This window comes from Streptomyces sp. NPDC058092 (assembly GCF_042884935.1).
GTDB lineage: Bacteria > Actinomycetota > Actinomycetes > Streptomycetales > Streptomycetaceae > Streptomyces.
The window spans coordinates 88,829-114,680 of the sequence record NZ_JBHVSY010000014.1; the positions used below are offsets into that span (position 1 = coordinate 88,829).

Annotated in this window: 18 protein-coding genes; 12 read left to right on the forward strand and 6 right to left on the reverse strand. The window is 70.6% G+C overall.

The genetic code is table 11. The features are described 5' to 3' along the window. Positions 1 to 121 precede the first annotated feature (121 nt). The 5 genes from ACFVV1_RS23390 to ACFVV1_RS23410 are packed head-to-tail and all read right to left on the reverse strand — an operon-like array spanning position 122 to position 7,451. Entirely contained in the window at positions 122 to 2,302 is a 2,181-nt protein-coding gene (locus ACFVV1_RS23390) for a trehalase family glycosidase (RefSeq protein ID WP_389992311.1), read from the reverse strand. Beyond that, positions 2,299 to 4,332, reverse strand: a complete 2,034-nt coding sequence (locus ACFVV1_RS23395; protein WP_389992314.1) for a beta-galactosidase — start codon at positions 4,330 to 4,332, stop codon at positions 2,299 to 2,301. The genes ACFVV1_RS23390 and ACFVV1_RS23395 overlap by 4 nt, the downstream gene beginning before the upstream one ends. Then, the gene (locus ACFVV1_RS23400; RefSeq protein ID WP_389992316.1) at positions 4,329 to 5,186 is read right to left on the reverse strand and encodes a carbohydrate ABC transporter permease; all 858 of its coding nucleotides are present in this window, start codon (positions 5,184 to 5,186) and stop codon (positions 4,329 to 4,331) included. Before ACFVV1_RS23400 ends, ACFVV1_RS23395 begins: the two co-directional genes overlap by 4 nt. Beyond that, on the reverse strand, positions 5,183 to 6,109 hold the full coding sequence (locus tag ACFVV1_RS23405) for a carbohydrate ABC transporter permease (protein WP_389992319.1): 927 nt from the start codon (positions 6,107 to 6,109) through the stop codon (positions 5,183 to 5,185). The genes ACFVV1_RS23400 and ACFVV1_RS23405 overlap by 4 nt, the downstream gene beginning before the upstream one ends. A gap of 4 nt (positions 6,110 to 6,113) precedes the next feature. Beyond that, positions 6,114 to 7,451, reverse strand: a complete 1,338-nt coding sequence (locus tag ACFVV1_RS23410) for an ABC transporter substrate-binding protein (RefSeq protein ID WP_389992322.1) — start codon at positions 7,449 to 7,451, stop codon at positions 6,114 to 6,116. A gap of 145 nt (positions 7,452 to 7,596) precedes the next feature. On the opposite strand from ACFVV1_RS23410, the gene gcvPA reads away from it, so the two are divergent. From gcvPA to ACFVV1_RS23445, 7 genes are all read left to right on the forward strand, one after another. Continuing rightward, entirely contained in the window at positions 7,597 to 8,988 is a 1,392-nt protein-coding gene (gene gcvPA, locus ACFVV1_RS23415; protein ID WP_389992325.1) for an aminomethyl-transferring glycine dehydrogenase subunit GcvPA, read from the forward strand. Next, positions 8,985 to 10,583: an aminomethyl-transferring glycine dehydrogenase subunit GcvPB gene (gene gcvPB / locus ACFVV1_RS23420; protein WP_389992328.1), complete on the forward strand. Its 1,599-nt coding sequence runs from the start codon at positions 8,985 to 8,987 to the stop codon at positions 10,581 to 10,583. Before gcvPA ends, gcvPB begins: the two co-directional genes overlap by 4 nt. Further along, complete coding sequence (locus tag ACFVV1_RS23425) at positions 10,580 to 12,010, forward strand: ATP-NAD kinase family protein (RefSeq protein ID WP_389992331.1); 1,431 nt, start codon at positions 10,580 to 10,582, stop codon at positions 12,008 to 12,010. Before gcvPB ends, ACFVV1_RS23425 begins: the two co-directional genes overlap by 4 nt. Before the next feature lie 38 nt (positions 12,011 to 12,048). After that, a complete protein-coding gene (locus tag ACFVV1_RS23430; RefSeq protein ID WP_383847109.1) occupies positions 12,049 to 12,795 on the forward strand; it encodes an SDR family NAD(P)-dependent oxidoreductase in 747 nt (248 codons plus the stop codon). A 49-nt stretch (positions 12,796 to 12,844) separates the two neighbouring features. Then, the gene (locus ACFVV1_RS23435) at positions 12,845 to 13,486 is read left to right on the forward strand and encodes a GntR family transcriptional regulator (protein ID WP_389992335.1); all 642 of its coding nucleotides are present in this window, start codon (positions 12,845 to 12,847) and stop codon (positions 13,484 to 13,486) included. Between the two features lie 390 nt (positions 13,487 to 13,876). After that, positions 13,877 to 14,905, forward strand: a complete 1,029-nt coding sequence (locus ACFVV1_RS23440; RefSeq protein ID WP_389992338.1) for a helix-turn-helix domain-containing protein — start codon at positions 13,877 to 13,879, stop codon at positions 14,903 to 14,905. A 426-nt stretch (positions 14,906 to 15,331) separates the two neighbouring features. Continuing rightward, positions 15,332 to 18,718 (forward strand): S8 family serine peptidase, encoded by a 3,387-nt coding sequence (locus ACFVV1_RS23445; protein WP_389992341.1) that lies wholly within the window; start codon positions 15,332 to 15,334, stop codon positions 18,716 to 18,718. A 151-nt stretch (positions 18,719 to 18,869) separates the two neighbouring features. Here the strand turns inward: ACFVV1_RS23445 and ACFVV1_RS23450 are convergent, their stop codons facing one another. After that, complete coding sequence (locus ACFVV1_RS23450; protein WP_389992344.1) at positions 18,870 to 20,084, reverse strand: Ig-like domain-containing protein; 1,215 nt, start codon at positions 20,082 to 20,084, stop codon at positions 18,870 to 18,872. A 225-nt stretch (positions 20,085 to 20,309) separates the two neighbouring features. Between ACFVV1_RS23450 and ACFVV1_RS23455 the strand changes: the two genes are divergently transcribed. From ACFVV1_RS23455 to ACFVV1_RS23475, 5 genes are all read left to right on the forward strand, one after another. Beyond that, positions 20,310 to 21,476: a lipid II:glycine glycyltransferase FemX gene (locus ACFVV1_RS23455; protein WP_389992347.1), complete on the forward strand. Its 1,167-nt coding sequence runs from the start codon at positions 20,310 to 20,312 to the stop codon at positions 21,474 to 21,476. Then, on the forward strand, positions 21,473 to 23,137 hold the full coding sequence (murJ, locus tag ACFVV1_RS23460) for a murein biosynthesis integral membrane protein MurJ (RefSeq protein ID WP_389992350.1): 1,665 nt from the start codon (positions 21,473 to 21,475) through the stop codon (positions 23,135 to 23,137). Before ACFVV1_RS23455 ends, murJ begins: the two co-directional genes overlap by 4 nt. 66 nt (positions 23,138 to 23,203) lie before the next feature. Next, positions 23,204 to 23,887: a response regulator gene (locus ACFVV1_RS23465; RefSeq protein WP_389992353.1), complete on the forward strand. Its 684-nt coding sequence runs from the start codon at positions 23,204 to 23,206 to the stop codon at positions 23,885 to 23,887. Next, a complete protein-coding gene (locus ACFVV1_RS23470; protein WP_389992356.1) occupies positions 23,884 to 25,320 on the forward strand; it encodes an ATP-binding protein in 1,437 nt (478 codons plus the stop codon). Before ACFVV1_RS23465 ends, ACFVV1_RS23470 begins: the two co-directional genes overlap by 4 nt. Then, positions 25,317 to 25,847, forward strand: a complete 531-nt coding sequence (locus ACFVV1_RS23475; protein ID WP_389992359.1) for a hypothetical protein — start codon at positions 25,317 to 25,319, stop codon at positions 25,845 to 25,847. The genes ACFVV1_RS23470 and ACFVV1_RS23475 overlap by 4 nt, the downstream gene beginning before the upstream one ends. Positions 25,848 to 25,852: the final 5 nt, after the last annotated feature.

Sequence of the window (25,852 nt, forward strand, 5' to 3'; positions counted from 1 at the left end):
AGCCTGTCCGCGCACCGGATGTGCTGCTTCGATGCGTACTTCTCGGACTGCCGGACGCCTGCCGAGGTACGCGGCAGCAGCGGGATCGAGGCGAGCGGCCCGTGTACAGCAACGGGGCCTCCTACCTGCCTCCTGTCAGCATCGGCAGCAGCAGCGCGGCGGACCAGCTGAAGTTGGGCGAGTTGAGCGGCGCCCCGGTCGTCGGGTCGTAGTTCTCCATGATCGGTCCGTTGCCCGCGAGGCCCGACGCGTGGGTGAGGAGCTGGTCCGTCAGAGCGTCCGCATCCTTGGCGTAGCCGTAGCGGCGCAGGCCGCCGAGGGCGAAGTATGCCTGGTCGAGCCAGACGGGGCCGCGCCAGTACGTGGTCGGCGAGAAGTAGGGGGAGCTCTTCGCCACGGTCGGGAACGGGACGGTGGTGGCGAACTCGCCCGGGTCCGTCAGCTTGTCGCGCACGGCACGGGCCTGTGCCTCGGACGCTGTGCCGGTCCACAGCGGGACGGCGCCCTCGATGCCGCGTCCGCGGGCCGTGAGCGGTGCGCCGGTGTCGAGCGCGATGTCGTGGAACCAGCCGTCCGCGGGGCTGTACATCGTCGTGCGGACGGCGGCGGACGTGGCGGCGGACCGCTGCTTCCACCGCTTGGCGTCGGCGCCGCGGTCCAGCGTGCCCGCGATGCGCGCCAAGTAGCCCTGGTCGGCGGCGAGATAGGAGTTCAGGTCGACGGACTCCTGGCTGAGGGAGTAGCCGAGGAGTGTTCCGTCGGCCGCATGGTTGGCGATGATGTCGGTGCCGAGGGCGGCGTCGAAGCGGGGCGCGTTGTCCATGCCGCTCTCCCAGGCCGCGGCGAGGCGCCGCTCCTCGGGCGAGTTGTTGGCGGGGTCCACGGTGGCGCCGTACTCGGCGAGGCCGTTGTGGTCGTGGTCGCGATTGCGGTACCACCAGGCCTGGTAGGCGGTGAGTTTCGGGTACATCTCGCGCAGGAAGGCCCTGTCCCCGGTCTTCGCGTACACCTCCCAGACTGCCCAGGCGGCCAGTGGGGGCTTGGAGTTGCGCTCGTTCCAGTTGCCGCCGCCGCGCGAGGGGTCGTTGTAGAAGATGACGTCGGGGATCATCCCGGCGTCCTGCGGGCGGGTCGTGGAGTGCGGGCTTATCTGCCAGTCGAACATGGCGCGGATCTGCGACTCGGCCAGGTCGGGCGCGAAGCGTGCCGTGCCCACAGCCTGCTTCCAGGTGTCCCAGGCCCAGATGCCGCCGGTGAACCACTTGTAGGAGATCGACGGCGTGATGCCGTCATGTTTGATCTGCCCTGCCGCGCCTCGCCAGTTGGTGACGAGGGTCTCCAGCGACTTCACGGCCGTGCGCCGGCGATCCGCCGGCACGCCCTGGGTCACCCCGGCGACATAGCCCCGCCAGCGCGCGTCGGAGGCGGAGACGACGGCATCGGGGTGTGCGAGTACGTCACGGATCTTCACCTTCTCCTTCGCGCGCTCGGCGGCGGTGAAGGTGTAGGACTCGGTCCACTCGAAGCTGTGCGAGCGGCCCGGCGCGAGGGTCACCGGTTCCGCGGCCTCGGTGCGGTACGTGTCGCCGTCCACCGTCGTGCGGACGGCGTCCTTGTGCGTGACCTCGAAGCGTTCCGTGCCGTCGGTGAGGTAGTCCCAGGTCTCGCGGACCTTCGCGAAGCCGACGCCGACACCGGAGCCGGTGGCGGTCAGCGAGGGCGCGTCGCGCATCGGCCGGTCGGCGGGCCGCAGCAGGCTGCCCGTCCAGTCGGCGCCCAGCGCGCGGGGCGCCGGGCCGGTGTTGCGGACCTCGGCCCGCACCAGGGCGCTGCGGTCGGTGGCGAAGCGGAGTTCGAGGGTGAGGCGCAGGCCGCGGCCGAGGTCGTACGACTGGAGGAGCCGGCCCGGGAGCGAGGTGAAGCGTGGCGTGCCTCCGCCGGCCAGGTCCAAGGTGCGGCCGTGTTCGGTGAGGCGGATGCGACTGAAGGACCTACTGAGCCACCAGGGGTATTCCTGGGCGATGTAGAGGGGCCCGGAGAAGCCTCCGTAGGCCTCGTTGTCGCCGGTCTTCGGCAGGGCGTATGCGTGCCAGGCGCCCTGGTCGGCGAAGACGGTGACGGGGTTGTTGTCCTCGTCGTCGCCGGGCAGGGCGGCGGCGGGGGTGCCGTGCAGGTCGAGGACGTCGGCGTACGAGGGCGGTGGTGTCGGGCGCCCGTGGGCGGAGGCCGCCTGCGGCACGGCGAGGGCGCCGCCGACGAGGAGGAGCGCGGTGAGGGCGCTCAGGGGGCGGTGTCTGATCACTGGTCGGTCTCTCCAAGGGAGTCGGTGGCGATGCGCAGGACTGCGGCGCCGAGCGGGCCGAGGCGGATGTAGTCGCGGACGGCGGCTCCGGTGAGCAGATCGGTGCCGCCGGCCGCGTAGGGGCCGGTCAGTTGCGTCCGAGTGTCGTGGTCACTGTGATTGAGGACGAAGAGGTATGTGCCCTGCGTGCCGGAGCGCACGGTCGCCTCGACCCCCTCGGGGACGTCGAGCACGGGGCGTACGCCCGCGGCGCGCAGCGCGTCGTCGAGCAGGGCTGCGATGCCGTTGCCGAGGTGGGCGCTCACGTACCACGCGGTTCCGGTGCCGTAGGGGTGGCGGGTGACGGCGGGGCGGCCGGTCAGTTCTCCGGTCGCGTACGAGTCGACGACCTCGGTGTCGGGGGCGTCGGGTTCGATCCACTCGCTCCACAAGGTGGCCTCGGCTCCGGAGGCGAGTTGTACCGCCCCGACGTCGGGAATCGGCCAGAACTCGTCGACGGACACGCCGAGTACGTCCCTCAGCGGTCCCGGAGCGCCCCCGTCGTGGATGTGGTCGTGGCCGTCGACGATGCCGCTGAAGGGGCCGCACACGAGGTGGCCGCCGCCGCGGACGTAGGCGGCGATGCGGTCGGCGTTCTCGGGCCTCAGGAGGTGGAGGTTGGGCGCGAGGACCGCCCGGTATCCGTCGAGGTCGGCGTCCGGGGGCACGAAGTCGGCCGGGACGGCTCGGGCGTGGAGCGCGGCGTACCAGGGACGGAGCAGGTCGGGCCAGCGCATACGGGCCGAGGGGTGGTCGTCGGCCTCCAGCGCCCACCAGGAGTCCCAGTCGAGGACGATCGCCACGTCCGCCGGGGTGGTGGCACCGGTGACCTCGCCCAGCCGGGCGAGTTCGACGCCGAAGCGCACGGTCTCACGCCAGCCACGGGAGGCGGTGCCGCGGTGCGGGAGCAGCGCGCTGTGGTACTTCTCGGCGCCGGCGCGAGAGGCGCGCCATTGGAAGTACATGATGCCGTCGGCGCCGCGGGCCAGGGCCTGGAGGGACCAGAGGCGTTGCAGGCCGGGCTTCTTGGGGACGTTGACCGGCCGCCAACTGACCGCGGACGGCGCCTGTTCGAGAAGCAGCCAGGGTCTGCCGCCCTTGAGGGAGCGCATCAGGTCGTAGTTGAGGGCCGCGTTGACGTGGGCGCGGGGGTCGGCGGGGTCCGGGTAGGCGTCGTCGGAGACGAGGTCCTCGTGCGCTGCCCACTTCCAGTAGTCGAGGGCCTTGAACATCGACATGAAGTTGGTGGTGGCCGGGGTGTCCGGGCTCAGCTCCCTGAGTGCCTCGCGCTCGGCGCGGTGGCAGTCGAGGAGGGCGTCGGAGCAGAAGCGCCGCCAGTCGAGGAGCTGCGTCGGATTGACGGGTCCCGGCGCGGTGCGCGGAGGTTCGATCTCGTCGTACGTGCCGTAGCGCTGGGACCAGAAGGCGGTGCCCCAGGCGTGGTTGAGGCCGTCGATCGTGCCGTAGCGGTCGGTGAGCCAGGCCCGGAAGTGGTCGGCGGAGCGGGCGCAGAAGCACTCGGTGACATGGTCGCCGTACTCGTTGTGGATGTGCCACAGGGCGAGGGCCGGGTGGTGTGCGTAGCGTTCGGCGAGGGTGCGGGTCAGGCACAGGGCGGCGGCGCGGTACTCGGGCGAGGACGGACAATAGTGTTGCCGCGAGCCGAATTCGAGACGTACGCCGTCCGCCGTCACCGGCAGGATCTCGGGGTGGGCGCGGACCAGCCACGCGGGCGGTGACGCGGTCGCGGTGGCCAGGTCGACGGCGATGCCATGAGCGTGCAGCAGGTCGAGGAGCCGGTCGAACCAGGCGAAGTCCCATGCGTCCGGGCCTGGTTGGAGCCGTGCCCAGGAGAAAACGCCGACGGTCACCATCGTGACGCCGGCCTCGCGCATCAGCTCGGCGTCCTCGGCCCAGACGTCCTCGGGCCACTGCTCGGGGTTGTAGTCACCGCCGTAGAGGACACCCGGGACGCGGGTCAGGCGGCTCATCCCTTCACCGCCCCACCGAGAAGTCCGGCCACGAACTGCCGTTGGAAGAGAAGGAACAGGGCCATCAGCGGAAGCGTGGCGAGCAGTGAGCCGAGCATCAGTCCCGAGTAGTCGACATGGGAGAGACCGGTGAGGGTGTTGAGCGCGACGGGCACGGTGTATTTGTCCTCGGAGTTGAGCATGAGCAGCGGCCAGATGAAGCTGTTCCACTGCGCCATGAACGTGAAGATGACCAGGGCTCCGAGCTGCGGGCGCACACACGGCAGCACGACCTGGTAGAAGGTGCGCAGCTCGCCGGCGCCGTCGATACGGGCCGATTCGAGGAGCTCGTCGGGGAAGTCGACGAAGCCCTGCCGCATCAGCAGGATGCCGAAGGAGTTCGCCAGGAACGGCAGGACGACCGCCTGGTAGGAGTCGATCCAGCCGACGCTCGCCATCATCTGGAACAGCGGCACGAGCAGCACCTGGAACGGGATCATCATCGTGGCGAGCACGGCACCGAGCAGCAGACCCCGGCCGCGGAAGCGGTACTTGGCGAGTCCGTAGCCGCACATGGCGGAGATCAGCGAGCTGAGCACCGTGTGTACGACGGCGATGCCGACGCTGTTGAGGAGGACTCTCCCGAAGCCGATGGTGTCCTGGAGCCGCACGAGGTTGTCGAGGAGGCGGCCGCCGGGCAGGAACGGCGGCGGCGAGCGGAACAGGTCCGATGTGGAGTGCGTCGCGGCGATCGCCATCCACAGGAACGGCACCAGGCTGACGACGGCGCCGGCCACGAGGAACAGGCGTACGGCGTAGCGGCCGGCGCGCCGGGCCGGGTGGACCCGTACGGGGACCTGCTGGAGGGTGGTCACCGGCGGCGCTCCCTTCCGAAGGCGACGTACTGGAGGGCGGAGATCGCGGCGATGAGGGCCACGACGACCCAGGCGATGGCGGCGGCGTAGCCGAAGTCGAGCTGCTGGAAGCCGACTTTGTAGAGGTAGACGACCGGGGTGAGGGTCGCGTCGTCCGGGCCGCCGCGAGTGAGGACGTAGTTCTCGTCGAAGAGCTGGAGTGTCCCGATGGTGGAGGTGATCACGCAGAACAGGACGACCGGGCGCAGCTGCGGCAGGATCACGCGGGTGTACGTGGAGACGGTGGTGGCGCCGTCGATGGCGGCGGCCTCGTACTGCTCCTTGCCGATGGCCTGGAGTCCGGCGAGCAGGATGACGGCGTTGTAGCCGGTCCAGCGCCAGGTCAGGGACGCGATCAGCGAGACGCGGGCCCAGGTGGGGCTGTTGAGCCAGTCGACCTGGCCGATGCCTACGGCGCCGAGTATCTGGTTGACGAGGCCGCCGTCGGTCTTGAGGAGGACCTGGAAGACGACGGCGTACGCGACGAGTGTGGTGACGGCGGGCAGGAAGTGGACCGCTCGCCAGGTGCCGCGCAAGCGCAGCCAGGACTGGTTGAGCAGGACGGCGAGGACGAGTGCCAGGCCGATCATCACGGGGACCTGCACGACGAGGATGATCCCGGTGTTGAACAGGGACTCCAGGAACGCGGGGTCGTGGATCATGCGCCGGTACTGGTCGAGTCCGACCCAGTGGGTGGCGCCGGCGTCCTCGGTGGTGAAGCTCTGCAGGAGACTCGCGCCCAGCGGATAGGCGAAGAAGAGTGCGAAGAGGGCGGCCGCGGGTCCGGCGAAGATCCAGGCGGTGGGGCGTCGGCGCCTGCGGCGTGCCCCGGCCGGGGCACGGGCGGGGGCGACCGGCCGGTCGTAGGTGGTGTGGACGGCCATCGGGCTACTTCACCCTCTCGCGTCCGGTGGCCGCGGCGAGCTGCCGCGCGCCCGAGTCCAGGGCGGCACGCGGGTCCTTGCCCCGCAGCATCACGCCGGTGACGGCGGAGACCATGATGTCGGAGGCCTTCGCGTCGTCCTTGTTGTTCTCGACCGGCGGGATGTTGCGCGCCAGCCGGGCGAACACGTCGAGGGCCGCCTGGCCGCCGAAGTACTCCTGTTTCGTGCTCAGATACGGGTCGTCGAGTGCGGGCAGATAGGCGGGGAACAGGCCCTCCTGCTTGAGCATGGAGACCTGGTTCGCCTTGCCGGTCAGCAGGAACTGGATGAAGGCCCAGGCCAGTTGGGGGTTCTTGCTCTGCGCGGGGACACACAGCGTGGAGCCGCCGATGTTCGAGGTGCGGATCCCGTCGGCGGTGAATCCGGGCAGCGGCACCACCTCGAACTTCCCTTTCAGCTCGGGCATCTCGTCGGTGAGTGTGCCCGTCCACCAGGCGGCGGTGGGCGTGGTGGTGGCCTTGCCCTCCTTGGTGCCGGTGACGAGCCCGTCCCAGCCCTTCTCGTAGTCGACGAGACCTTTGTCGTGCAAGGTCTTCATCAGTGTCAGGGCCTTGACGGCCTCAGGGGTGTCGACCGCGACCCGGCCGCCCTTGAAGTAGGACTGGCCCTGCTGCTGGAGCAGCATCGGCAGGATCCCGGGGTCCGTGGAGTCCATGATGAGCAGCTTGCGGCCGGTGGCCTTCTTGATGCGGATGCCCGCCTCCACGTAGTCGTCCCAGGTCAGCAGAGACTTGGGGTCGACTCCGGCGGCGCGGAAATGGTCCGTGCGGTAGTAGAGCGCGCAGGGGCCGATGTCCCAGGGCAGGGCGAAGACCGCGCCGTCCTCGCCGGTGACGGTGCGCCACGCGGCGCGGTCGAAGTCGCCTCCGTAGCGGCCGCCGAGGCTCGTCAGGTCGTAGAAGCCGCTCGGGAAGTTGCCTGTGTAGCGCGGCATGTGGCTGCCCTCGACCGTGAGGACGTCGGCGAGGCCGGAGCCGCCGCGCAGGCCCACGGTGATCTTGTCGTAGGCGTTGTCGTAGCCGATGTCGACGACGTCGACGGTGGTGCCGGGGTGGCGTTTCTCGAAGGTGCGGGCGAAGCGCTTCATGGCCTTGGCGGCCACGTCCCACGACCAGACGGTGATCTTTCCGCCGACCTTGCCCCCTTCGTCATCGTTTCCGCCACCGATGTCACGGGCGCCCTTGCCGCCCGCGCCGCCCATGGCACATCCGCTGACCAGTGACGATGCCGCGGTCGCGAGACCTGTGGCCAGAACAACCCGTCGGGTGGGCCTTGTTGACACTCTTGCCTCCTGGAGCCTGAATGCCTAATGCTGTATTCAGAACACTGAATGACGGAGCCCGCCGTCAAGAGGTGTACACCCAAAGACTTTTGTTGCTGTGGTTCATGACTGACCTGACCGAGTCGGCTCACGCGAAAGGCGCGGCATGACGTCACCCCAGGACTCCGTCCACCCCTGTGCCCACCCCTACATCCCGAACGCGGTACCGGCCGTACGGAAGGCAATGCTGGAGGAGATCGGCGCGGCGAGCGTCGAGGACTTCTACGCCGACATCCCGGACGGCATCCGGCTGCACCGCCCCCTCGACCTGCCGGCCCCGCTGCGTTCGGAGGCCGAACTCGCCCGCCACATGGAGGAGTTGCTCGGCCGCAACACCTCGACCCGGCAGGCGCTCAGCTTTCTCGGCTCCGGCTGCTACCAGCACCACGTACCGGCGGTGGTGGACGAGGTGGTCAACCGCAGCGAATTCCTCACGGCGTACGCGGGCGAGCCCTACGAGGACCACGGCCGTTTCCAGGCGCTGTGGGAGTACCAGTCGATGATGGCCGAGCTGCTCGACGTCGAGATCGTCAACGTCCCCGTGTACGACGGCTTCCAGGCATCGGGAACCGCCCTGCGCATGGCAGGCCGGATCACGGGCCGCCGCCGCGTCCTCGTCGCCACCGCGGTCGACGCCGACAAGCTGTCCCGCATACGTGACTACGTACGCCCCGACCACGACGTGACGGTGGTCCCGGTCGACCCGGACACCGGCTGCGCCGATCTCGACGCGGTGCGTGAAGCGCTCGCCGCCAGCGACACGGCGGCGGTGTACGCGGACACGCCCTCCGCGCTCGGCATCGTCGACGAGGCGCTGCCCCGCCTCGCCGAACTCGCCCACGAAGCAGGGGCGTTGTTCGTCGTGGGCTGCAATCTGCTCACGCTCGGCGTGCTCGCACCGCCCTCCGCGTACGGCGCCGACATCGCGTGCGGCGACATCCAGCCGCTCGGCCTCCACCAGAGCTTCGGCGGCGGCAACGCGGGCTTCATCGCCACGCGCGACGAGGAGAAGCTGGTCGCCGAGTACCCGTCACGCCTGTTCGGCCTCGTGCCGACGACCGTCGAGGGCGAGTACGGCTTCGGCGACGTCGCCTACGAGCGGACCTCGTTCGCGCTGCGCGAGGAAGGCAAGGAGTGGGTCGGCACGGCCGCCGCGCTGCACGGCATCGGTGCCGGGGTCTATCTCGCGCTGATGGGACCGCAGGGCATGTGGGAGATCGGCGACACGATCCTCGCGCTCACCGCGTACGCCCGCAGGCGCCTCGCCGAGGTGCCCGGTATCGAGGTCCCGTACGGCAACGCCCTGCACTTCGCCGACTTCACCGTCCGCTACACGGGCGGTAGGACCGGTGCCGAGATCCGTGCCGACCTGAAGGAGCGGGGCATCTTCGGCGGCGTACCGACCGGCGAGCGCGAGGCCACGTACTGCGTCACCGAAGTCCACACCAAGGCCGACATCGACCGGCTCGTCGCGACCCTGAAGGAGATCGTCAAGTGACCGCCCCACACGTGCCCGTGTCCGTCTCCCCCGAGGAGGCACGCATCGCCGACAAGCCGCGCCTCCGCCGTTTCCAGCAGGCATCCTGGGACGAGAAGCTGATCTTCGAGCTCGGTTCGCCGGGCGAGCGAGGCGTCCTCGTACCGACCGCGGACCCGTCCATCGGGAAGGCCGAGATACCCGCCGCCCTGCGTCGCGCCGAACCGCCCGCGCTGCCGGAGATGTCCCAACAACAGGTCCTGCGCCACTACTTGCGCCTGTCGCAGGAGAATCTGGGCGCCGATCTCAACATCGACGTGGGCCAGGGCACCTGCACCATGAAGTACAGCCCCAAGGTCAACGACCAGTTCGTCCGCGATCCGCGGATCGCGGCGCTGCATCCTCTCCAGGACGAGGACACGGTCCAGGGCGTCCTCGGGATCATCCACAGTCTGGAGCAGCTCCTGAAGGAGATCTCCGGCATGGACCGGGTCTCGCTCCAGCCCGGCGCGGGCTCCGCCGCGATCTACACGAACGTCGCCATGATCCGCGCCTACTTCGCCGCGCGCGGCGAGCTGGAGCAGCGCGACGAGGTCATCACGACGATCTTCTCCCACCCGTCGAACGCGGCTTGCGCGAAGACGGCGGGCTTCAAGGTCATCACGCTCCACCCGGACGCGGACGGCTACCCGGACATCGAGGCCCTCAAGGCGGCGGCCGGACCGCGCACGGCGGCGCTCCTCATCACGAACCCCGAGGACACGGGCATCTACAACCCGCGCATCGAGGAGTTCGTACGGATCGTGCACGAGGCGGGCGGCCTGTGCTCGTACGACCAGGCCAACGCGAACGGCATTCTCGGCATCACGCGCGCCCGGGACGCGGGCTTCGACCTGTGCCACTTCAATCTGCACAAGACGTTCTCGACGCCGCACGCGTGCGGCGGCCCGGCGGCGGGTGCGTGCGCGGTGACATCGGACCTCGCTCCGTATCTCCCGCGCCCCACGGTCGAGTTCGACGCGGAGGCGGGCACGTACCGTCTGGACGACGACCGGCCCGAGTCGGTCGGCAAGATGCGGCCGTTCTACGGCGTCGTGCCGAACCTGGTCCGTGCCTACGCCTGGATCATGTCGCTCGGCGCGCAGGGCCTGCGGGCCGCCGCCGAGACGGCCGTCCTCAACAACAACTACCTGCTCCACAAGGTCCGGCAGATCCCCGGCGTCTCCATCCCCTACGCGGCGGGGCGCCCGCGCATCGAGCAGGTCCGCTACAGCTGGGAGAAGCTCCACGAGGACACCGGCCTGCACTCCGAGGACATCGGCCTGCGTGCCGCGGACTTCGGTACGCACTACTGGACCAGCCACCACCCGTACGTCGTGCCGGAACCCATGACGCTGGAGCCGACCGAGTCCTACACGCGCGCCGACCTCGACGAGTACGCGGCGATCCTCGCGGAGATCGCCCGTGAGGCCTACGAGGACCCGGAGACCGTACGCACGGCGCCGCACCGCTCGACCATCCACCGAGTCCGCCCGGAAGCCCTCGACTCCCCGGCGACCTGGGCGGTCTCCTGGCGCGCCTACCGCCGCAAGGTCCTCGGCGAGGCCGGCCGGTGACGAGGATCGGCCTGGTGGTCAACCCGGTCGCCGGCCTCGGCGGCCGGGTGGGCCTGGGCGGCACCGACGGCCCGGACCGGCCCCGCCTGGCACTCTCGCTGGGCGCACGCCCTCTGGCAGGGGCGCGTGCCGCCGCGGCTCTGGCTGAACTGGCCGTGCGTTCGGGGGAGTTGAAAGGGGGCAGGGATCCTGCGCGGGCCGGGCGAGGCAGCGAGCCGACAGCGGCGGCGCACCCCGCGCCCGGCCGGCGCACACAGGCGAGCGCCGCTCCGACGGCCTCCGCGCCGGGCAGGCGTCCAGATGCGTCGGACGGCACGGCACATGCCCTCGCGACCATGCGGGAGGGCACGCCACCCCCTGTGCCCGGCCGCCGGGCCGACGCCACCGAGGATCCCGCGCCGAACGAGCTCAGCGGCACGCAGGCCGGGGCGGGGCTCATCGCTCCGGCCGGTCATCCGCCGGGCTCCGGACTCCTCATCGTCACCGCCGCCGGTCCGCTGGGCGCTGACTCCGTCGCCGTCGCAGGGCTTGCGGGGCGGGTCGTGTACACCGCCGGCGCCGGGCGGGACACCTCGGCCGAGGACACGGCCGCCGCGGTGCGGGCCGTCGTCGCCGAGGGCGTCGAGCTCCTGCTCTTCGCCGGCGGCGACGGCACCGCGCGGGACGTGCTCGGCGCCCTCCATGACGTGCCCTGCCCGGTCCTCGGCGTACCGACCGGCGTGAAGATGCACTCGGCCGTCTTCGCCATCAGCCCGCGCGCCGCGGGTGAGGTCGCGGCAGCGTGGCTCGCCCGCAGGAGCACCGTGCGGCTGCGGGACGCCGAGGTGATGGACCGGGACGAGGACGCACTGAGCGAGGGCCGCGTCACCTCACGGCTCTTCGGGTGGCTGCCCGTCCCCGATGTGCCGGTCCGCGTACAGCAGCGCAAGACCGGCAGTACCGCCACCACGCATGAAGCGGTCGGCGGCATCGCGACCGACGTCGCCGAGCGCGTCGGGGACGGGCTGCTCGTGCTCGGCCCCGGCAGCACCACCCGGGCGGTCGCGGCGACGCTCGGCGCGGACGTCTCCCTCGCGGGGGTCGACGTGCTCCGTCTGCGGCCAGGCCACCGAACGCGAATCGTGGCGCGCGACGCGGGCGAGGACACCCTCCTCGCCATCGGCCCGGCCTGGATCGCCCTTTCCCCCATCGGCGGCCAGGGCTTCCTCCTCGGCCGCGGCAACCAGCAGATCTCGCCGCGCGTCCTGCGCGCGGCGGGCGGGCGCGAGCGCCTGCTCGTGCTGTGCACGGAACAGAAACTGGCCGCGCTCGGCGGCCGCCCGCTTCTCCTCGACACCGGCGACGACGCGCTCGACGCGGAGTTGTCCGGCCACCTCCCCGTCATCACCGGCAGGCGGCGCACGTCGCTGTACCGCCTGGCCGGATGACCCCTTATGACTCCCATTACTGCCAGAAGGAGCCCAAGATGATCTCCCTTGACGGCAAGCGTGCCATCGTGACCGGCGGCGGAGCCGGAATCGGCCGCGCCACCGCCCAGGTCCTTGCGGAGCTCGGCGCCCGCGTGGTGATCGCCGACATCGACACGGACGGCGGCGAACGCACCGCGAAGGACACGGGAGGGACCTTCGTCCGCTGCGACGTGTCACGACGGGAGGACTGCGAGGCCGTCGTGCACACGGCGCAGGAGCAGTTCGGCGGCGTGGACGTCCTCTTCAACAACGCCGGCATCATCCGCCGCTCCACGGTCTGCGAGATCACCGAGGACGACTGGGACCTGGTGATGGCCGTGAACATCCGCTCGGTGATGCTGATGAGCCGCCTCGTGATCCCGGGGATGGCGGCGCGCGGCGGCGGTTCCATCGTCAACACCGGCTCCGGATGGGGCATCCGCGGCGGCGGCCGGGCCGTCTCGTACTGCGCGTCGAAGGGCGCCGTCGTCAACATGACCCGCGCCATGGCCATCGACCACGGCCCCGACAACATCCGCGTCAACTGTGTCTGCCCCGGTGACACGGCGACCGGGATGCTCGCCGAGGAGGCCCGCCAGCTGGGCGAGAGCTCCGACGCGTTCTACGCCGACGCCGCCGACCGGCCGCTGGGCCGGATCGGGCAGCCCCGCGACATCGCCCAGACCGTGGCGTTCCTCGCCTCCGACGCCTCGGCGTTCCTGAGCGGGGCGATCATCCCGGTCGACGGCGCCGGTACCGCGTGACCCGCCGGTAGCGGATAATCGACCGGACCGAAAGGGAGGGCAGCCTCACATGCCAATCGAAAATCGCCCGCTGCGCGAACAGGTCAAGGAGGAACTGATCAAACGCCTCGGGCGCGGCACGATCGCAACCAGCGAGCCGATCAACGAGGGACAGCTGGCCACCGAACTCGGCGTCAGCCGTACTCCGTTGCGCGAGGCACTGATCACGCTGGAGCGCGAGGGCGTCATCACCAGCGAGCGCGGCAAGGGCTTCCGCTTCACGCCGCTCAGCCCGCAGGAGTTCCGTGACCTGTCCGCGATCGTCGCGACGCTGGAGGCGCTCGCCCTGGAGTCCAGCGATCCCGAGCACCTGGCGGCGACAGCCCCCCGCCTCCTTGAGGAGGCGCGCGCGTTCTCGGCCCCGCAGGCGCCGCACGACGTCATAGAGCGTTACGACGACGCGTGGCACGATCTGCTCCTGTCCGGCTGCACGAACAACCGCCTGATGAACCTGATCACCTCTCTGAAGGTGACGATGCACCGCTACGAGCGGGTGGCTCTGGGCGACCAGGACATCCTGGAGCGTTCGGCGGTGGAGCACGAGCGGATCGCCGAGTGCCTGCAGCGCGGCAACCTCGACGCGGCCGTCGCGGCGCTCAAGGAGAACTGGAACAGCGGGATGCACCGGATCCTGGAGCATCTGACGGACTGACCGCGGGCGGCGGGGCCGTGGTGCGGGCGGTGTGCGGGTCGAGCCGGACGAGGCTTGACCCGCACGTTTCCTTCGGGGTCCGATCACCGTGGAAGCGAGCGACCGGGCGGTTGAACTGTGCAGCGGGCTCGACGAACCGGGCGGTTGAACTGTGCAGCGGGCTCGACGAGGAGCGCCGAGGGCCTCGCTGATCAGCCGGCGTCCTGCGTCGAAACCGCCAAGCCTTCAGGCAGCCCGCATGGCTCACCCCAGCCAATGGTGGGGTGCAGACCAGGTGAACAGCCAATGGCGACATCCTGACACCGGGGTAGGGTTCGGCTGAGGAGATTCCGCTCGGTCCACGCGAGCTGCGCCGGGGCCGGACACGGTGGCCGCCCGAGGAGGAGCCGGATGCTGCAGGCGCTGGGATTGGGTCCGGCCGAAGAGGCCATCTACACAGCACTGCTGGCCCGCCCGACAGCCTCCGCGCAGGACCTCGCCCGGCAGACCGGAATCGAGAAGGCCGAGACCGCCCGCATCCTGCTCGATCTGGCGACACGTGGCCTGGTGGCGGTCACCACCGAGGCGGAGAGCGGGGCACCTGACCCGGCCGCCTGCGGAGTTGGCCTCCAGCCCGCCCGCTACCGGCTCACACCACCCTCGGTGGCCCTGGCCCCGTTCCTCGTCGAGCAGCGTAACGCGCTGCACCGGGCCGAGACCGCGTTCTCGATGCTGACCGAGCAGTACCGCAGCACCGCCGCACACCCTGCGGGCAGCGTCGTGGAGGTGGTCGTCGGTGTGGAGCAGGTCGCACACCGGTTCCACCAACTGCAGCGCGGCGCCCAGCGGGAGTTGCTCGTCTTCCTCGTCGGCGCGCCCATCGCGGTGCGGCGCGAGGATGCCGACCTGTCGGAGAGTTCCGCGCTGGACCGCGGAGTCGACTTCCGGGTCGTGGCTGCCAAGAGCTATCTCGACGGTCACGACGTGGCGCGGGACGTGCGGGCGGCCATCACGGCGGGCCTCGAGCTTCGCCTGGTCGACTCGCTGCCGCTGAAGATGGTCGTGTCGGACCGGGAGCGCGCCATGGTGCCACTGGACATGGCGGACTCCGGCGGTGAGCCGAGCGCGATCGTGGTGCACCGCAGCGGCCTGCTGACGGCCCTGGTCCATCTCTTCGAGAAGGAATGGGCCCAGGCCCGGCCGCTGTACACCACCACCACGGGCGTGCGCGCGGAGCCGACAGCCGACCAGCAGCCGACCGAGGGGGAACTGGAGGTCCTCGCCCTGCTGCTGGCAGGGATCTCCGACCGGCGGGCGGCCTCCCAACTCGGCCTCTCCATACGCACCGTGGAGCGGCGGACACGTCGTCTGATGGATCTGGCCGGAGCGGATTCGCGCCTGCAACTCGGATGGCACGCCGCACGTGCGGGCTGGCTCTGACCTCCTCCTCGGCCTGAGGGCCGGGGAGCTCGGTCTCTTGATGGTCGCCGAGCGAGGGCGGCCGCCAACTCTTGGCGGGTTACTGCTTCACCGCCGGTGGGACGTGATTCTGGCTGAAGGAATGCACCGGTGCGGCGGCGCGGGTACGACGACGGCGAGCCCGCTGACGACGCCGGCGACCGGTTGGTGGTGACCTCGACGGGGTGCAGGGCGCGGGCGGGCCGACGTCCCCGAGCGGGATCGCCGTTCCGGCCGGGCGTACCCCACCGGTCAGGTCCGAAGTCCCACCGAGCCGATGGAAGTGACCGCGTGACGGAAATCCGCCATGCGGGAAACCCGTCACACGCGGCATCCCTAATCAATCCACACGTCTGACAGGCTGCAGCCGCAGTTTGGCACATGTTCATGGCTCACATAGGGAGATTCATGCGTTCCATAACGCGTATGGCCTTGGGCACGGCGACCGCCGCCGTCCTGGCCGTCACGGCGGTCACGCCTTCCGGGGCGGCGGATACACCGCCTGATGGTGCCTCGGGGAAGCCCATCGTCGGCGGTGGGACCGCAACAACGGGTGGCAAGCAGGTGACGGTCACGCTCGTCACCGGCGACAAGGTGCTGGTGACCACGGACAGGTCGGGTCACAGCTCGGCGGCGGTGCTGCCCCGCGAGGACGGCACGCAGCCGATAGTCCAGACCTATCAGAGGAGCAAGGACCTCTACGTCTACCCCGAGGGCGCCTCCCGGGCGATCGCCGAGGGCAAGGTCGACGAGCAGCTGTTCAATGTCACTGGGCTCATCCGCCAGGGATACGACGACACACACACCGACACGCTGCCGCTCATCGCCACCTACCGGAACAGTGTGAACGTCGCCGACAGCGCGCCGGCGGCCCCTCGCGGGTCCGAGCGGGGCCTGAGCCTCCCCGCTGTGGACGGCGTCGCGCTCAAGGCAGGCAAGGACACCGCCGCCGCCTTCTGGCAGGACATCACCAACACCCGCTCACGTTCTGGCTCCACGCTGAAGAAGCTGTGGCTGGACGGCAAGGTCGAGGCCACGCTGGACCAGTCCACCAAGCAGGTGCACGCGCCGGAGGCCTGGGCGGCCGGCTACGACGGCAAGGGCACCAAGGTCGCCGTGCTGGACACGGGCGCGGATGCCGAGCACCCGGACCTGGTGAACCGGGTGGACGCGTCCAAGAACTTCACGGATTCCAAGACCACCAACGACTATGTGGGCCACGGCACGCACACCGCCTCCACGGTCGGCGGGTCCGGAGCGGCCAGTGACGGCCGCAAGAAGGGCGTCGCCCCCGGTTCCTCCCTGCTCGTCGGCAAGGTCCTCAACGACGCAGGCTATGGCCTGGACTCCTGGATCATCGCGGGTATGCAGTGGGCCGTCGACCAGAAGGCCGACGTCGTCTCCATGAGCCTGGGCAACCCCAGGATCGGTGACTGCGCCGACCCGATGGCCCAGGCCACGCAGGAGCTGTCGAAGAGCAAGCACACCTTGTTCGTCGTCGCCGCCGGCAACTCCGGCCCGGGCGCCGAGACCGTTTCCTCGCCCGGCTGTGTGCCCGGCGTGCTGACCGTGGGCGCCGTCGACCGCGACGACACCACCGCGCAGTTCTCCAGCCGCGGTCCGGTGGCCGTCACCCACACCCTCAAGCCCGAGATCGCCGCCCCCGGCGTCGATATCTCGGCGGCGGCCGCGGGCGGCCGCGGCGTCTATGCCTACCGGACGATGTCGGGTACCTCCATGGCCACCCCGCATGTCGCGGGCGCTGCAGCTGTCATCCGCCAGGCGCACCCGGACTGGACCGCGCAGCAGATCAAGGCTGCCCTGGTCTCCTCCGCCCGCACCGGCGGCAAGGTCGCCGGCGCCGACCAGACCGGCGGTGGGGTGCTTGACGTGTTCGGCGCGGTGAACCAGAAGGCGCTCTCCGCGCCGGCTGTCCAAGCCGGCAGCTACAACTGGCCGCAGGACGCGTCGGACCGCACCACCGTGCAGGTGCCCTTCACCAACACCAGCGACAGCGACCTGACGCTCCATCTGAAGCTCAGCGGTGTGCACGGCAACGACGGCAGCGACGTCACCTCCGGAATCATCAAGCCGGAGCAGAACAAGGTGACGGTCCCGGCGGGGGCCACCGCTCAGGTGCCGCTGCAGATCGACCCCACCGCCCGTCTGAAGCCCGCCCAGTACGGTGCGGTCACCGGCCGGATCCTGGCCACCGGCGGCGATGTGCACGTCTCCGTGCCCGTCACCCTCTACGTCCAGCCCGAGACGGTCACCCTCCGGGTCAAGGTCGTCGACCGCAACGGCAAGCCCGCGACCGGCGCCTCCTCCCTGGACGTCGCCAGCATCGACTCCGACGAGGGCGAGCGCCGCACCAACGCGGGTGCGCCCGAGCAGACCTACCGTGTGCGCCCGGGCGACTACGCCCTCAGCAGCTTCGTGGCGACGCCCGACGCGAGCAACACGCCCGAATCGGTCAGCTACCTCGCCCACCCGCAGATGCGGATCACCAAGGACACCACCGTCGTCCTCGACGCCCGCAAGGCCCACCAGCTGAGCCTGCACACCAACCGCCCCTCGACGCTGCAGGGCACCACGTTGAACTACGCCCGCACGTGGGACGACACCTGGCAGCTCAGCGGAACACTCACGGCCGGCGGCGCCGTGCAGAAGTTCTACGCGGACATCGACGGGCGCGCTCAGAAGGGCACCTTCGAGTTCCGGCCCACCTGGCGCGCGACCGGCTCCGAGGACGGCTCGCCCTACGTCTACAACCTGTCGTTCCCGACCGAAGGCCCGCTGCACTCCGACCAGGCCTACCAGCCGAATGACTCCCGGCTGGCCCAGGTCACCGAGACGTGGCATGCCATGGGCAAGGAGGCCGACTACATCGACGCGCTGTTCCTCCGTCCCTCCGGGAGCAGCGGCACCCAGATCCCCGTGAGCCTGTTCCAGACGGTCCACGTGCCTGGTACCCGCACCGCCTACTACACGACCGGCGACGACGCCTGGTACCACGGCGCGATGACCAGCTTTCCGTTTGCCGCGTTCATGTCGGACCACGATCGCATCTATCAGGCCGGACAGCGGAGCGCCGAGGAGTGGTACGGCGGCCCCCTGCGGCCGGGCGCGGCGCGCGACGCCGACGGCAACCTGATGCTGGCCGCCGAGCGGCAGGGCAACCTGTTCGGCATCCAGAACGCCCTCTGGGTCGACGGCTCCGGCGACCACTGGACCTACGGCGGGTCCTTCGGCGACCTCGGCAAGATGTCGCTGAAGCGCAACGGTGAGCAGATCGGCAGACTCGCCTATCCCTACGGCGTGTTCGAGGTGCCGGACGAGGACTCCGCGTACGAGCTCACCCAGCACCTGGAGAAGATCTACACCGGGGACCGCAACTGGCTGCGTTCCACCGCTGCCGACACCACCTGGAGCTTCCGCTCCCACCGGGAGCCGGACGTCTACTCCCGCGGCCTGCCGATCCTCCACCCGGCGTACGACCTGCCGGTGGACGGCATGAACACCCTGCCCGCGCAGAGCGGCATCAAGGTCGGCCTGTCGGTCGAGGGCCACGCCGGGTACACCCCGGGCGCGATCACGGCGGCCTCGCTGTCCTACTCCTACGACGGCGGCACCACCTGGACCCAGGCGCCGACCGAGCAGCAGGACGGCAAGTGGACGGCCGTCCTCGACCACACCGGCGCCGCCGGCAAGCAGGTCACGACGAAGGCCACCTTCACCGACGCCAACGGCAACGCGGTCACCCAGACCATCACCCGCGCCTACGACGTCCGGTAACCACCCGGTCCGGCCGGGCGTTCTCCCGCAACAAGGGGGCCCGCCCGGCCACCCACCTGCTGCCCGCACACGTGATCAGCCGAGTGCGGGCAGCAGGTGCAGACCGCCACGGCCGCGGGAGGCCGACGGCTTGCCGGCGCGGCCCCGCGGCTCACTTCAGTGCGCTCTTCGCCTGCCAGTCGGACCAGGTCACATTCCATGCCCCGTACCCGTTGCCCTCCGCGACCGTGCCCTTGGCGTCGGCGCCGGTGATCTCGAACGGGTCACCGACCCGCACCTGCTGGTACAGCGCGCCGGCGTTGGCATCGCTCATCCCGACACAGCCCGAACTGTGGTTGGCCACCCCGAAGTAGGCGGCGTTCCACGGTGCCGCATGGGCGTACATCCCCGACCAGGTCAGCCGCATCGACGAGTCGACCATCTTGTCGTAGGCATCGCCCAGGCCGACCGTCTCGGAGCGCATGTTGATCGTGCCCTCCTTGGCCATCAGCACGGCCGTGCCGCGCCAGGACGCCTTCTCGCCGCCCGGGGTGCCGGCCGACATGGGCACGTCCATGACGGTCTTCCCGTCCCGCTTCAGCGCCAGCCGGTGACGGTCGAGATCGACCTTGACCACCTGGTCGGCGCCGATGGTGAACGTGGTCCGGTAGTCGCGGACGAACCAGCCGCCGGACGGGCCGGAGTCGATGCCGTTGAGATCGGCGTCGAGCGTGACCTTCGTACCGGACTTCCAGTACTCCTTGGGCCGCCAGTCGACACGGTCCTTGCCGGAGTAGTCCTGCAGCCAGCCCCAGGAGCCCTCGGTGTTGTTCGAGGTGGAGACCTTCAGGGCCTTCTCGACCGCCGCCCGGTCCTTCACCGGGTTGTCGAAGACGATCGACAGGGGCTGGGCGATGCCGACCGTGGTGTTCTTGCCGGGGGCCAGCGTCAGCTTGTTGACCTTGTCGGCCCCGGCGGTGGTGAACCCGGCCTTGTCGCTGCCGCCCTCGGCGTCCTTCGCCTCGACGCTGTACGTGGTGCCGGGCGCGGCCACCCGGTCCGACGTCCAGGTCCTGCCGTCGGCGGATATCCGGCCGGTGAGCGCGTCTCCCGCGGCTGCGCTCACCGTGACCGCCTTCAGCTTTCCGGCACCGAGGGTCACCTTCACCGGCTGCCCCGGAGTGGCCTTGGCGCCCTGGAGGTTCACCGAGATTTTGGTGTCGTGCGCCGGTGCGACCCCGGCCGCCCCCTTGTCCGAGTCCGACGCCGAGGCACCGGAGCAGGCGGTGAGCGTGGCGCCGAGCACCGCGGTACCGGCGATCAGGGTGAGCCTGGCCGGGCGGACGAGCGGGGTGGTACGGCGTATGCGCCGGCGTGCGGAGAACAACGGAAAAACCTCCAAGGCCTTGCTTCTCACCGGTGGAGAGGCATGCACCCGACGATAGGTTCCGCAAATCGACTGAAAACCGGGAAATCCCCTGTGTGACATGCACCGCAGCGCAACGGTCATCATCCGGTCACATTCGCCGCTCGGCTCCGTCATGGACCGCTGTGAGCATCCTGTGCAGCCCCGCGGGACCGACGGCGGGGCCGACCAGGGAGGGCCACGAACATGTCAGCGCTGCTCGCCACCCGAGACCGCGGCCATGACCACGAGCTGCGGATACGCGGCCTGACCGCCGCCGAGCACCGGGCCTTCGTCTCCACCCGTACCGACGCGAGCTTTCTGCAATATCCGTCCTGGGCCCCGGTGAAGGACCAATGGGCCTCCGAAATGCTCGGCTGGCACGGCGACTCCGGCGAACTGGCCGGAGCCGCGCTGGTGCTCTACCGGCAATTCCCCGGTACCCGCAAGTACTTCGCGTATCTGCCGGAGGGTCCGGTCGCCGACTGGGCCGATCCCGATGTCGACCGGTGGCTGCGGCCGCTCATGGCGCACCTGCGGAAGTCCGGTGCCTTCGCTGTACGGATCGGCCCCTCGCCGGCGTACCGCCGCTGGGACACCGCCCGCCTCAAAGCCGCCACCGGCCCCGGCCGCAAGGTCAGCGACGTACTCGCGACCGAGGTGTACCCGCTCGGTACGGCCGTCGCCGAACGGCTCCGGGCCCGCGGCTGGCGCCGCTGCGGCGGCGACGGGGGAGAGGACGCCGACGCGCAGCCGCGCTACGTCTTCCGGGTGCCGCTCGCCGGACGGACCCCCGACGAGCTGTGGTCGGGGCTCAACCAGGAGTGGCGCCGCAATGTGCGCAGAGCGCAGAAGGCCGGGGTGCGGATCGTCATCGGCGGCGCGGCCGAACTCCCGGAATTCCACCGCCTGCTGCGGATCACCGAGGAGCGCGACGGCTTCCGGCTCGGCCGCTCCCTCGCCTATTACCAGCAGCAGTACGCCGTACTCAACGCCGAACACCCCGGCCGGATGAGGCTCTACCTCGCCGTCCACCAGGGCGAGATCCTGGCCGCCCACACGATGATCAGCACCGGTCGGCGGGTCTGGTACCAGACCGGCGCCTCCGCCGACCACCGCCGCGAGGTCCGGCCCAGCAACGCGCTGCAGTGGAAGATGATGCTCGACGCCCATGGGCTCGGTGCCGATGTGCACGACATGCGCGGGGTACCCTCCACCCTTGACCCCGACGACCGCCCCTTCGGGCTGCTGCGTTGGAAGCTCGGCACCGGTGGTCAGGTCGTCGAGACCCTCGGAGAGTGGGAGACATCGGTGGGCGGAGCCGCCAACAACACCTTGTACCGGGCGTTCCAGGCGTACCTGGCGCGCCGATGACGGCCACCGAGGCGGCCTCCGCGAAGGCCGCAGGGCGCACGTCCGGCTCGGTGCTGCGCAGCGGCGCCGTCATGGCGTCCGGCTCCATCGTCTCCCGGGCGACCGGCTTCGTACGCTCGGCGGTCGTCGTCGCCGCGCTCGGCACCGGACTCCAGGCGGACGGATACACCGTCGCCAACACCGTGCCCAATATCCTCTACACGCTGCTCATCGGCGGCGCGCTCAACGCCGTCTTCGTCCCGGAGCTCGTGCGGGCCGCCAGGAACCACGCCGACGGTGGAGCCGCCTACACCGACCGGCTGCTCACCCTCTGCACGATCGGGCTCCTCGCCCTCACCGCGATCACGGTCGTCGGCGCACCGTGGATCGTCTCGGTCTACGCCCCCGACTACCACGGCGAGCAGGCCGAACTCACCGTCGCCCTGGCCCGCTACTGCCTGCCGCAGATCCTCTTCTACGGACTGTTCACGCTGCTCGGCCAAGTGCTCAACGCCCGCGACCGGTTCGGCGCGATGATGTGGACCCCCGTCCTCAACAACGTGGTGATCATCGCGGTGTTCGGGATCTACCTGACCGTCGCGGCAGGCTCCGACGGGACGTTGACCCCGGCGCAGGCCCAGTGGCTCGGCTGGGGGACCACCGCCGGGATCGCCGTGCAGACCCTTGCCCTGGTGCCCGCTCTGCGCGCCGCGAAGTTCCGCTGGCGGCCGCGGTTCGACTGGCGGGGCAGCGGCCTCACCCGGCCACTGCGCGCGGCCGGCTGGCTTGTCATGCTCGTGCTGACCAACCAGATCGCCTACTGGGTGGTCACCCGGCTCTCCACCGCCACCGGTCAGCACGCCGCCGAACAGCATGTGGCGGGCGGCGTGGGCTACACCGCGTACAGCTACGCCTATCAGCTGTGGGTGGTGCCGCACGGCATCGTGACCGTCTCGCTCGTCACCGCGCTGATGCCCCGGATGAGCCGGGCGGCCGCCGACAACGACCTGGCGGGGGTGCGACGCGATGTCTCGTACGCCCTGCGCACCTCGGCCGCCGTCGTGGTGCCCGCGGTGGCCGCGCTGTTCGCGCTGGCACCGTGGGTGATCGGGGCCGTGTACGGCTACGGGCGCACGGGCGGCGCGGACATCACGGTGATGGCGGGGATGATGATGGCGTTCGCGCCGGGGCTGATCGCCTACTCCGGGCAGTACGTGCTCTCCCGCGCGTTCTACGCGATGAGCGACACCCGCACCCCGTTCCTCCTCAATCTGGTGATCGCGGCGCTCAACGCCGGGCTCTGCGTCGTGGCGTACCTGCTGCTGCCGGTCCGCTGGGCCGTGACGGGGATGGCCGGGGCGTACTCCGTGGCGCTGTTCGTGGGCTTCGGCGTCACCGCGTACGTGCTGCACCGCAGGGTCTCCGGCAGCGGCGCCGCCCGGCCCGCACTGCTGCGGTCGCCCGGCCTGTGGGCGCAGGTCCGGCTGGTGGCGGCGAGTGTGCCCGCCGGGCTGCTGGGGTTCCTGGCCGCCCGCGCCTGCGCCGGGTACGGGGACTTCGCGGCGGTGGGGGCGGGGGCCGTCGTACTCCTGCTCACGGTGGCGCTGCTGGCCCGGCCGCTCCGGCTGCGGGAGATCAGCGCCGTGATCGCGGCGGGCCGGGGGCGGTTGCGGCGGGTGTGAGCCCGCCGGCCCCAGGGCTCGCTCACCGGTTCGAATCCACACCTTGATCGCTGGGATACTGCTGCCATGCCTCGCGTGCTGCTGATCGAAGACGACCCCTCCGTACGTGAAGGGGTCGAGCTGGGCCTGCGACGGCGCGGCCATGAGCTGAGGGCCGTCGAAACAGGTGAGGAGGGGCTCGCCGCGCTGGGCGAGTTCCGGCCCGATCTGGTACTCCTCGACCTCATGCTCCCCGGAGTGAACGGGGTGCAGGTCTGCCGCCGAATACGGGAGACCAGCCAGCTGCCGATCATCATGCTCACGGCGCGCGGTGACGACTTCGACGTGGTCGTCGGGCTGGAGGCCGGCGCCGACGACTACATCGTCAAACCCGCCCGTACCGAAGTGATAGAGGCCAGGATCCGCGCCGTACTGCGCAGGCTCGCCGAACCCGCGGGGCGCGGCGGCATCGAATTCCACGGCGAACTGGCCGTCGACCGCGCCGGGCTCACCGTCGCCAAGGCGGGGCAGCGCATCCTGCTCGCGCCCTCCGAACTGAAGCTGCTGCTCCACCTCTCGGCCTCGCCCGAGCAGGTCTTCAGCAGGCAGCAGCTCCTCGAATACGTCTGGGAGCACAGTTACCACGGAGACGCGCGCCTGGTCGACGCCTGTGTGCGGCGGCTGAGGCAGAAGATCGAGGACGTGGCGGGCAGCCCGCGCTACATCCAGACCGTCCGCGGCTTCGGCTACCGCTTCGGACCGCTCGCATGAAGCTGTTCGCTGCCCGGTTCGGACTGCGGACCCGTCTCATAGGCGCCTTCCTGCTGGTCGCCGCGATCAGCGCCGTCACCACCGCGACCCTGACCTACCGCGAGGCCCGCTCAGCCATTCTCCAGCAGGCCCAGGACACGGCCATCGACCAGTTCCGCGACCGGATCGCCGCACAGGCGGTGACCCTTCCGGTGGATGCGGAGCAGCTGCGGCGGACCTGCCAGACCCTCGCCAGGGACGGCAAGCCGCACCCCTGGATCGTCTTCGCCGAGTACGGCAGGATCCGGGTCTCGTCCTCGGACCGGCCCACCTCCGGCGTGATCACGCCTGCCTTGCGCAACGCCGCCCGTGGAGATGCGCACGGCTCCTTCCAGCGGGTCGTCAAGGACGGCGATCCCTGGCTGACGATCGGGATGCCCGCAGTCTTCGACCGGGGCGACGGACGCCGGCCCACCGGGCTCGTCCTCTACGCCGTGATGCGGCTCTCCACCGAGGAGGCCAATGTCAACGCCATGGTCACCGCGGCCCGCGACGGCGCCCTGCCCGCCCTCCTGATCGCGCTGGTACCCGCCCTGCTCGCCGCCCGCAGCGTGCTGCGCCCGGTACGCGATCTGCGCAGGGCCGCCGCCGGCATCGGCCGGGGCGAGCTCGATACCCGTATCGAGGTCAGGGGTTCAGACGAACTCGCCGAACTCGCCTGGACGTTCAACGAGTCGTCGACCAAGCTCCAGGAGTCGGTGGAAGAGCTCCAGCGGGCTGAGGCGCGGGCCAGACGCTTCGCCTCGGACGTCTCGCACGAGCTGCGCACCCCGCTCGCCGGGATGCTCGCCGTCACCGAGGTGCTCGACGAGGACGCCGCCCAGCTGAACGCAGACACCGCGGCGGCCGTCCGGCTGATCAGCGCCGAGACCGGGAAGCTCGCCACCCTCGTCGAGGATCTGATGGAGATCTCCCGCTTCGACGCGAAGGCCGCGGATCTTCACCTCGACGAGGTCGACGTCGCCGAGACGATCCGCAAGACCCTGCAGGGCAGGCACTGGGAGGACCGGGTGCGCACCGAACTGCCGGACGGGATACGGGCGATGCTCGATCCGCGCCGCTTCGACATCGTCGTCGCCAACCTGGTCGGCAACGCCCTGCGGCACGGTGCGCAGCCCGTCACCGTACGGCTGCGGACCGAGCGGCGGGGCGCGGACCGCCGGCTGGTGACCGAAGTCGCGGACAGCGGGCCGGGGATCGACCCTGCCGTGCTGCCGCACATCTTCGACCGGTTCTACAAGGCCGACGCGGCCCGCACCCGGTCGGCGGGCAGCGGTCTCGGCCTGGCGATCACCCAGGAGAACGTACGGCTGCACGGCGGCACCGTGCGCGCCGCCAACGGGCCGACGGGCGGCGCGGTCCTGACCGTGGAACTACCGCAGGAGGGGCAGTGAGACGCGTACGCGCGTTCGGCGCCCTGCTGCCTCTCGTGCTGCTGGCGAACGGGTGCGGGATACAGGCGACGGATGTCGTCGAGGTCGGCGATCCGGCGACCGTGGATGTGGCGCCGGGGAGCCAGGGCACCCTGCTCTACTTCGTGTCCTCGTCGTCCGCGAACCGGCTGATGCCCGTGGTACGGCAGATCGACCTGACGGCGCAAGGTGAAGTCGACGCCGGGGGAGCGGTGCCTGTGTGGCGTGGTTCCGACAAGGCCGTCGCCATGCTCTTCGCCGGGCCCACCGAGGCCGAGGCCGAGGCGGGCCTGCGCACCGAACTGCCGGACATCAGCGCGGTGTCGAGTGTGACTCTGGAGCCGGACGGGGTGCGTGTCCGGGTGAACACCGACGTCACGGAACTCTCCGAGGTCGCCCGGCAGCAGCTGATCTGCACGGCAGCCCAGGCCCGTACCGCGGACCGGTACGCGGCGGTGACGGTGACCGGGACCGGCGGGGTCATCGGGCCGGCCCGATGCTCCGTCTGACCGCC

Excerpts from the sequence above, each read along its gene's own strand:
- ACFVV1_RS23395 (WP_389992314.1), bottom strand. The coding sequence starts at position 4,332 with ATGAGCCGCCTGACCCGCGTCCCGGGTGTCCTCTACGGCGGTGACTAC.
- ACFVV1_RS23405 (WP_389992319.1), bottom strand. The coding sequence starts at position 6,109 with ATGGCCGTCCACACCACCTACGACCGGCCGGTCGCCCCCGCCCGTGCC.
- gcvPA (WP_389992325.1), top strand. The coding sequence starts at position 7,597 with ATGACGTCACCCCAGGACTCCGTCCACCCCTGTGCCCACCCCTACATC.
- ACFVV1_RS23430 (WP_383847109.1), top strand. The coding sequence starts at position 12,049 with ATGATCTCCCTTGACGGCAAGCGTGCCATCGTGACCGGCGGCGGAGCC.
- ACFVV1_RS23435 (WP_389992335.1), top strand. The coding sequence starts at position 12,845 with ATGCCAATCGAAAATCGCCCGCTGCGCGAACAGGTCAAGGAGGAACTG.
- ACFVV1_RS23440 (WP_389992338.1), top strand. The coding sequence starts at position 13,877 with ATGCTGCAGGCGCTGGGATTGGGTCCGGCCGAAGAGGCCATCTACACA.
- ACFVV1_RS23445 (WP_389992341.1), top strand. The coding sequence starts at position 15,332 with ATGCGTTCCATAACGCGTATGGCCTTGGGCACGGCGACCGCCGCCGTC.
- ACFVV1_RS23455 (WP_389992347.1), top strand. The coding sequence starts at position 20,310 with ATGTCAGCGCTGCTCGCCACCCGAGACCGCGGCCATGACCACGAGCTG.
- murJ (WP_389992350.1), top strand. The coding sequence starts at position 21,473 with ATGACGGCCACCGAGGCGGCCTCCGCGAAGGCCGCAGGGCGCACGTCC.
- ACFVV1_RS23465 (WP_389992353.1), top strand. The coding sequence starts at position 23,204 with ATGCCTCGCGTGCTGCTGATCGAAGACGACCCCTCCGTACGTGAAGGG.
- ACFVV1_RS23470 (WP_389992356.1), top strand. The coding sequence starts at position 23,884 with ATGAAGCTGTTCGCTGCCCGGTTCGGACTGCGGACCCGTCTCATAGGC.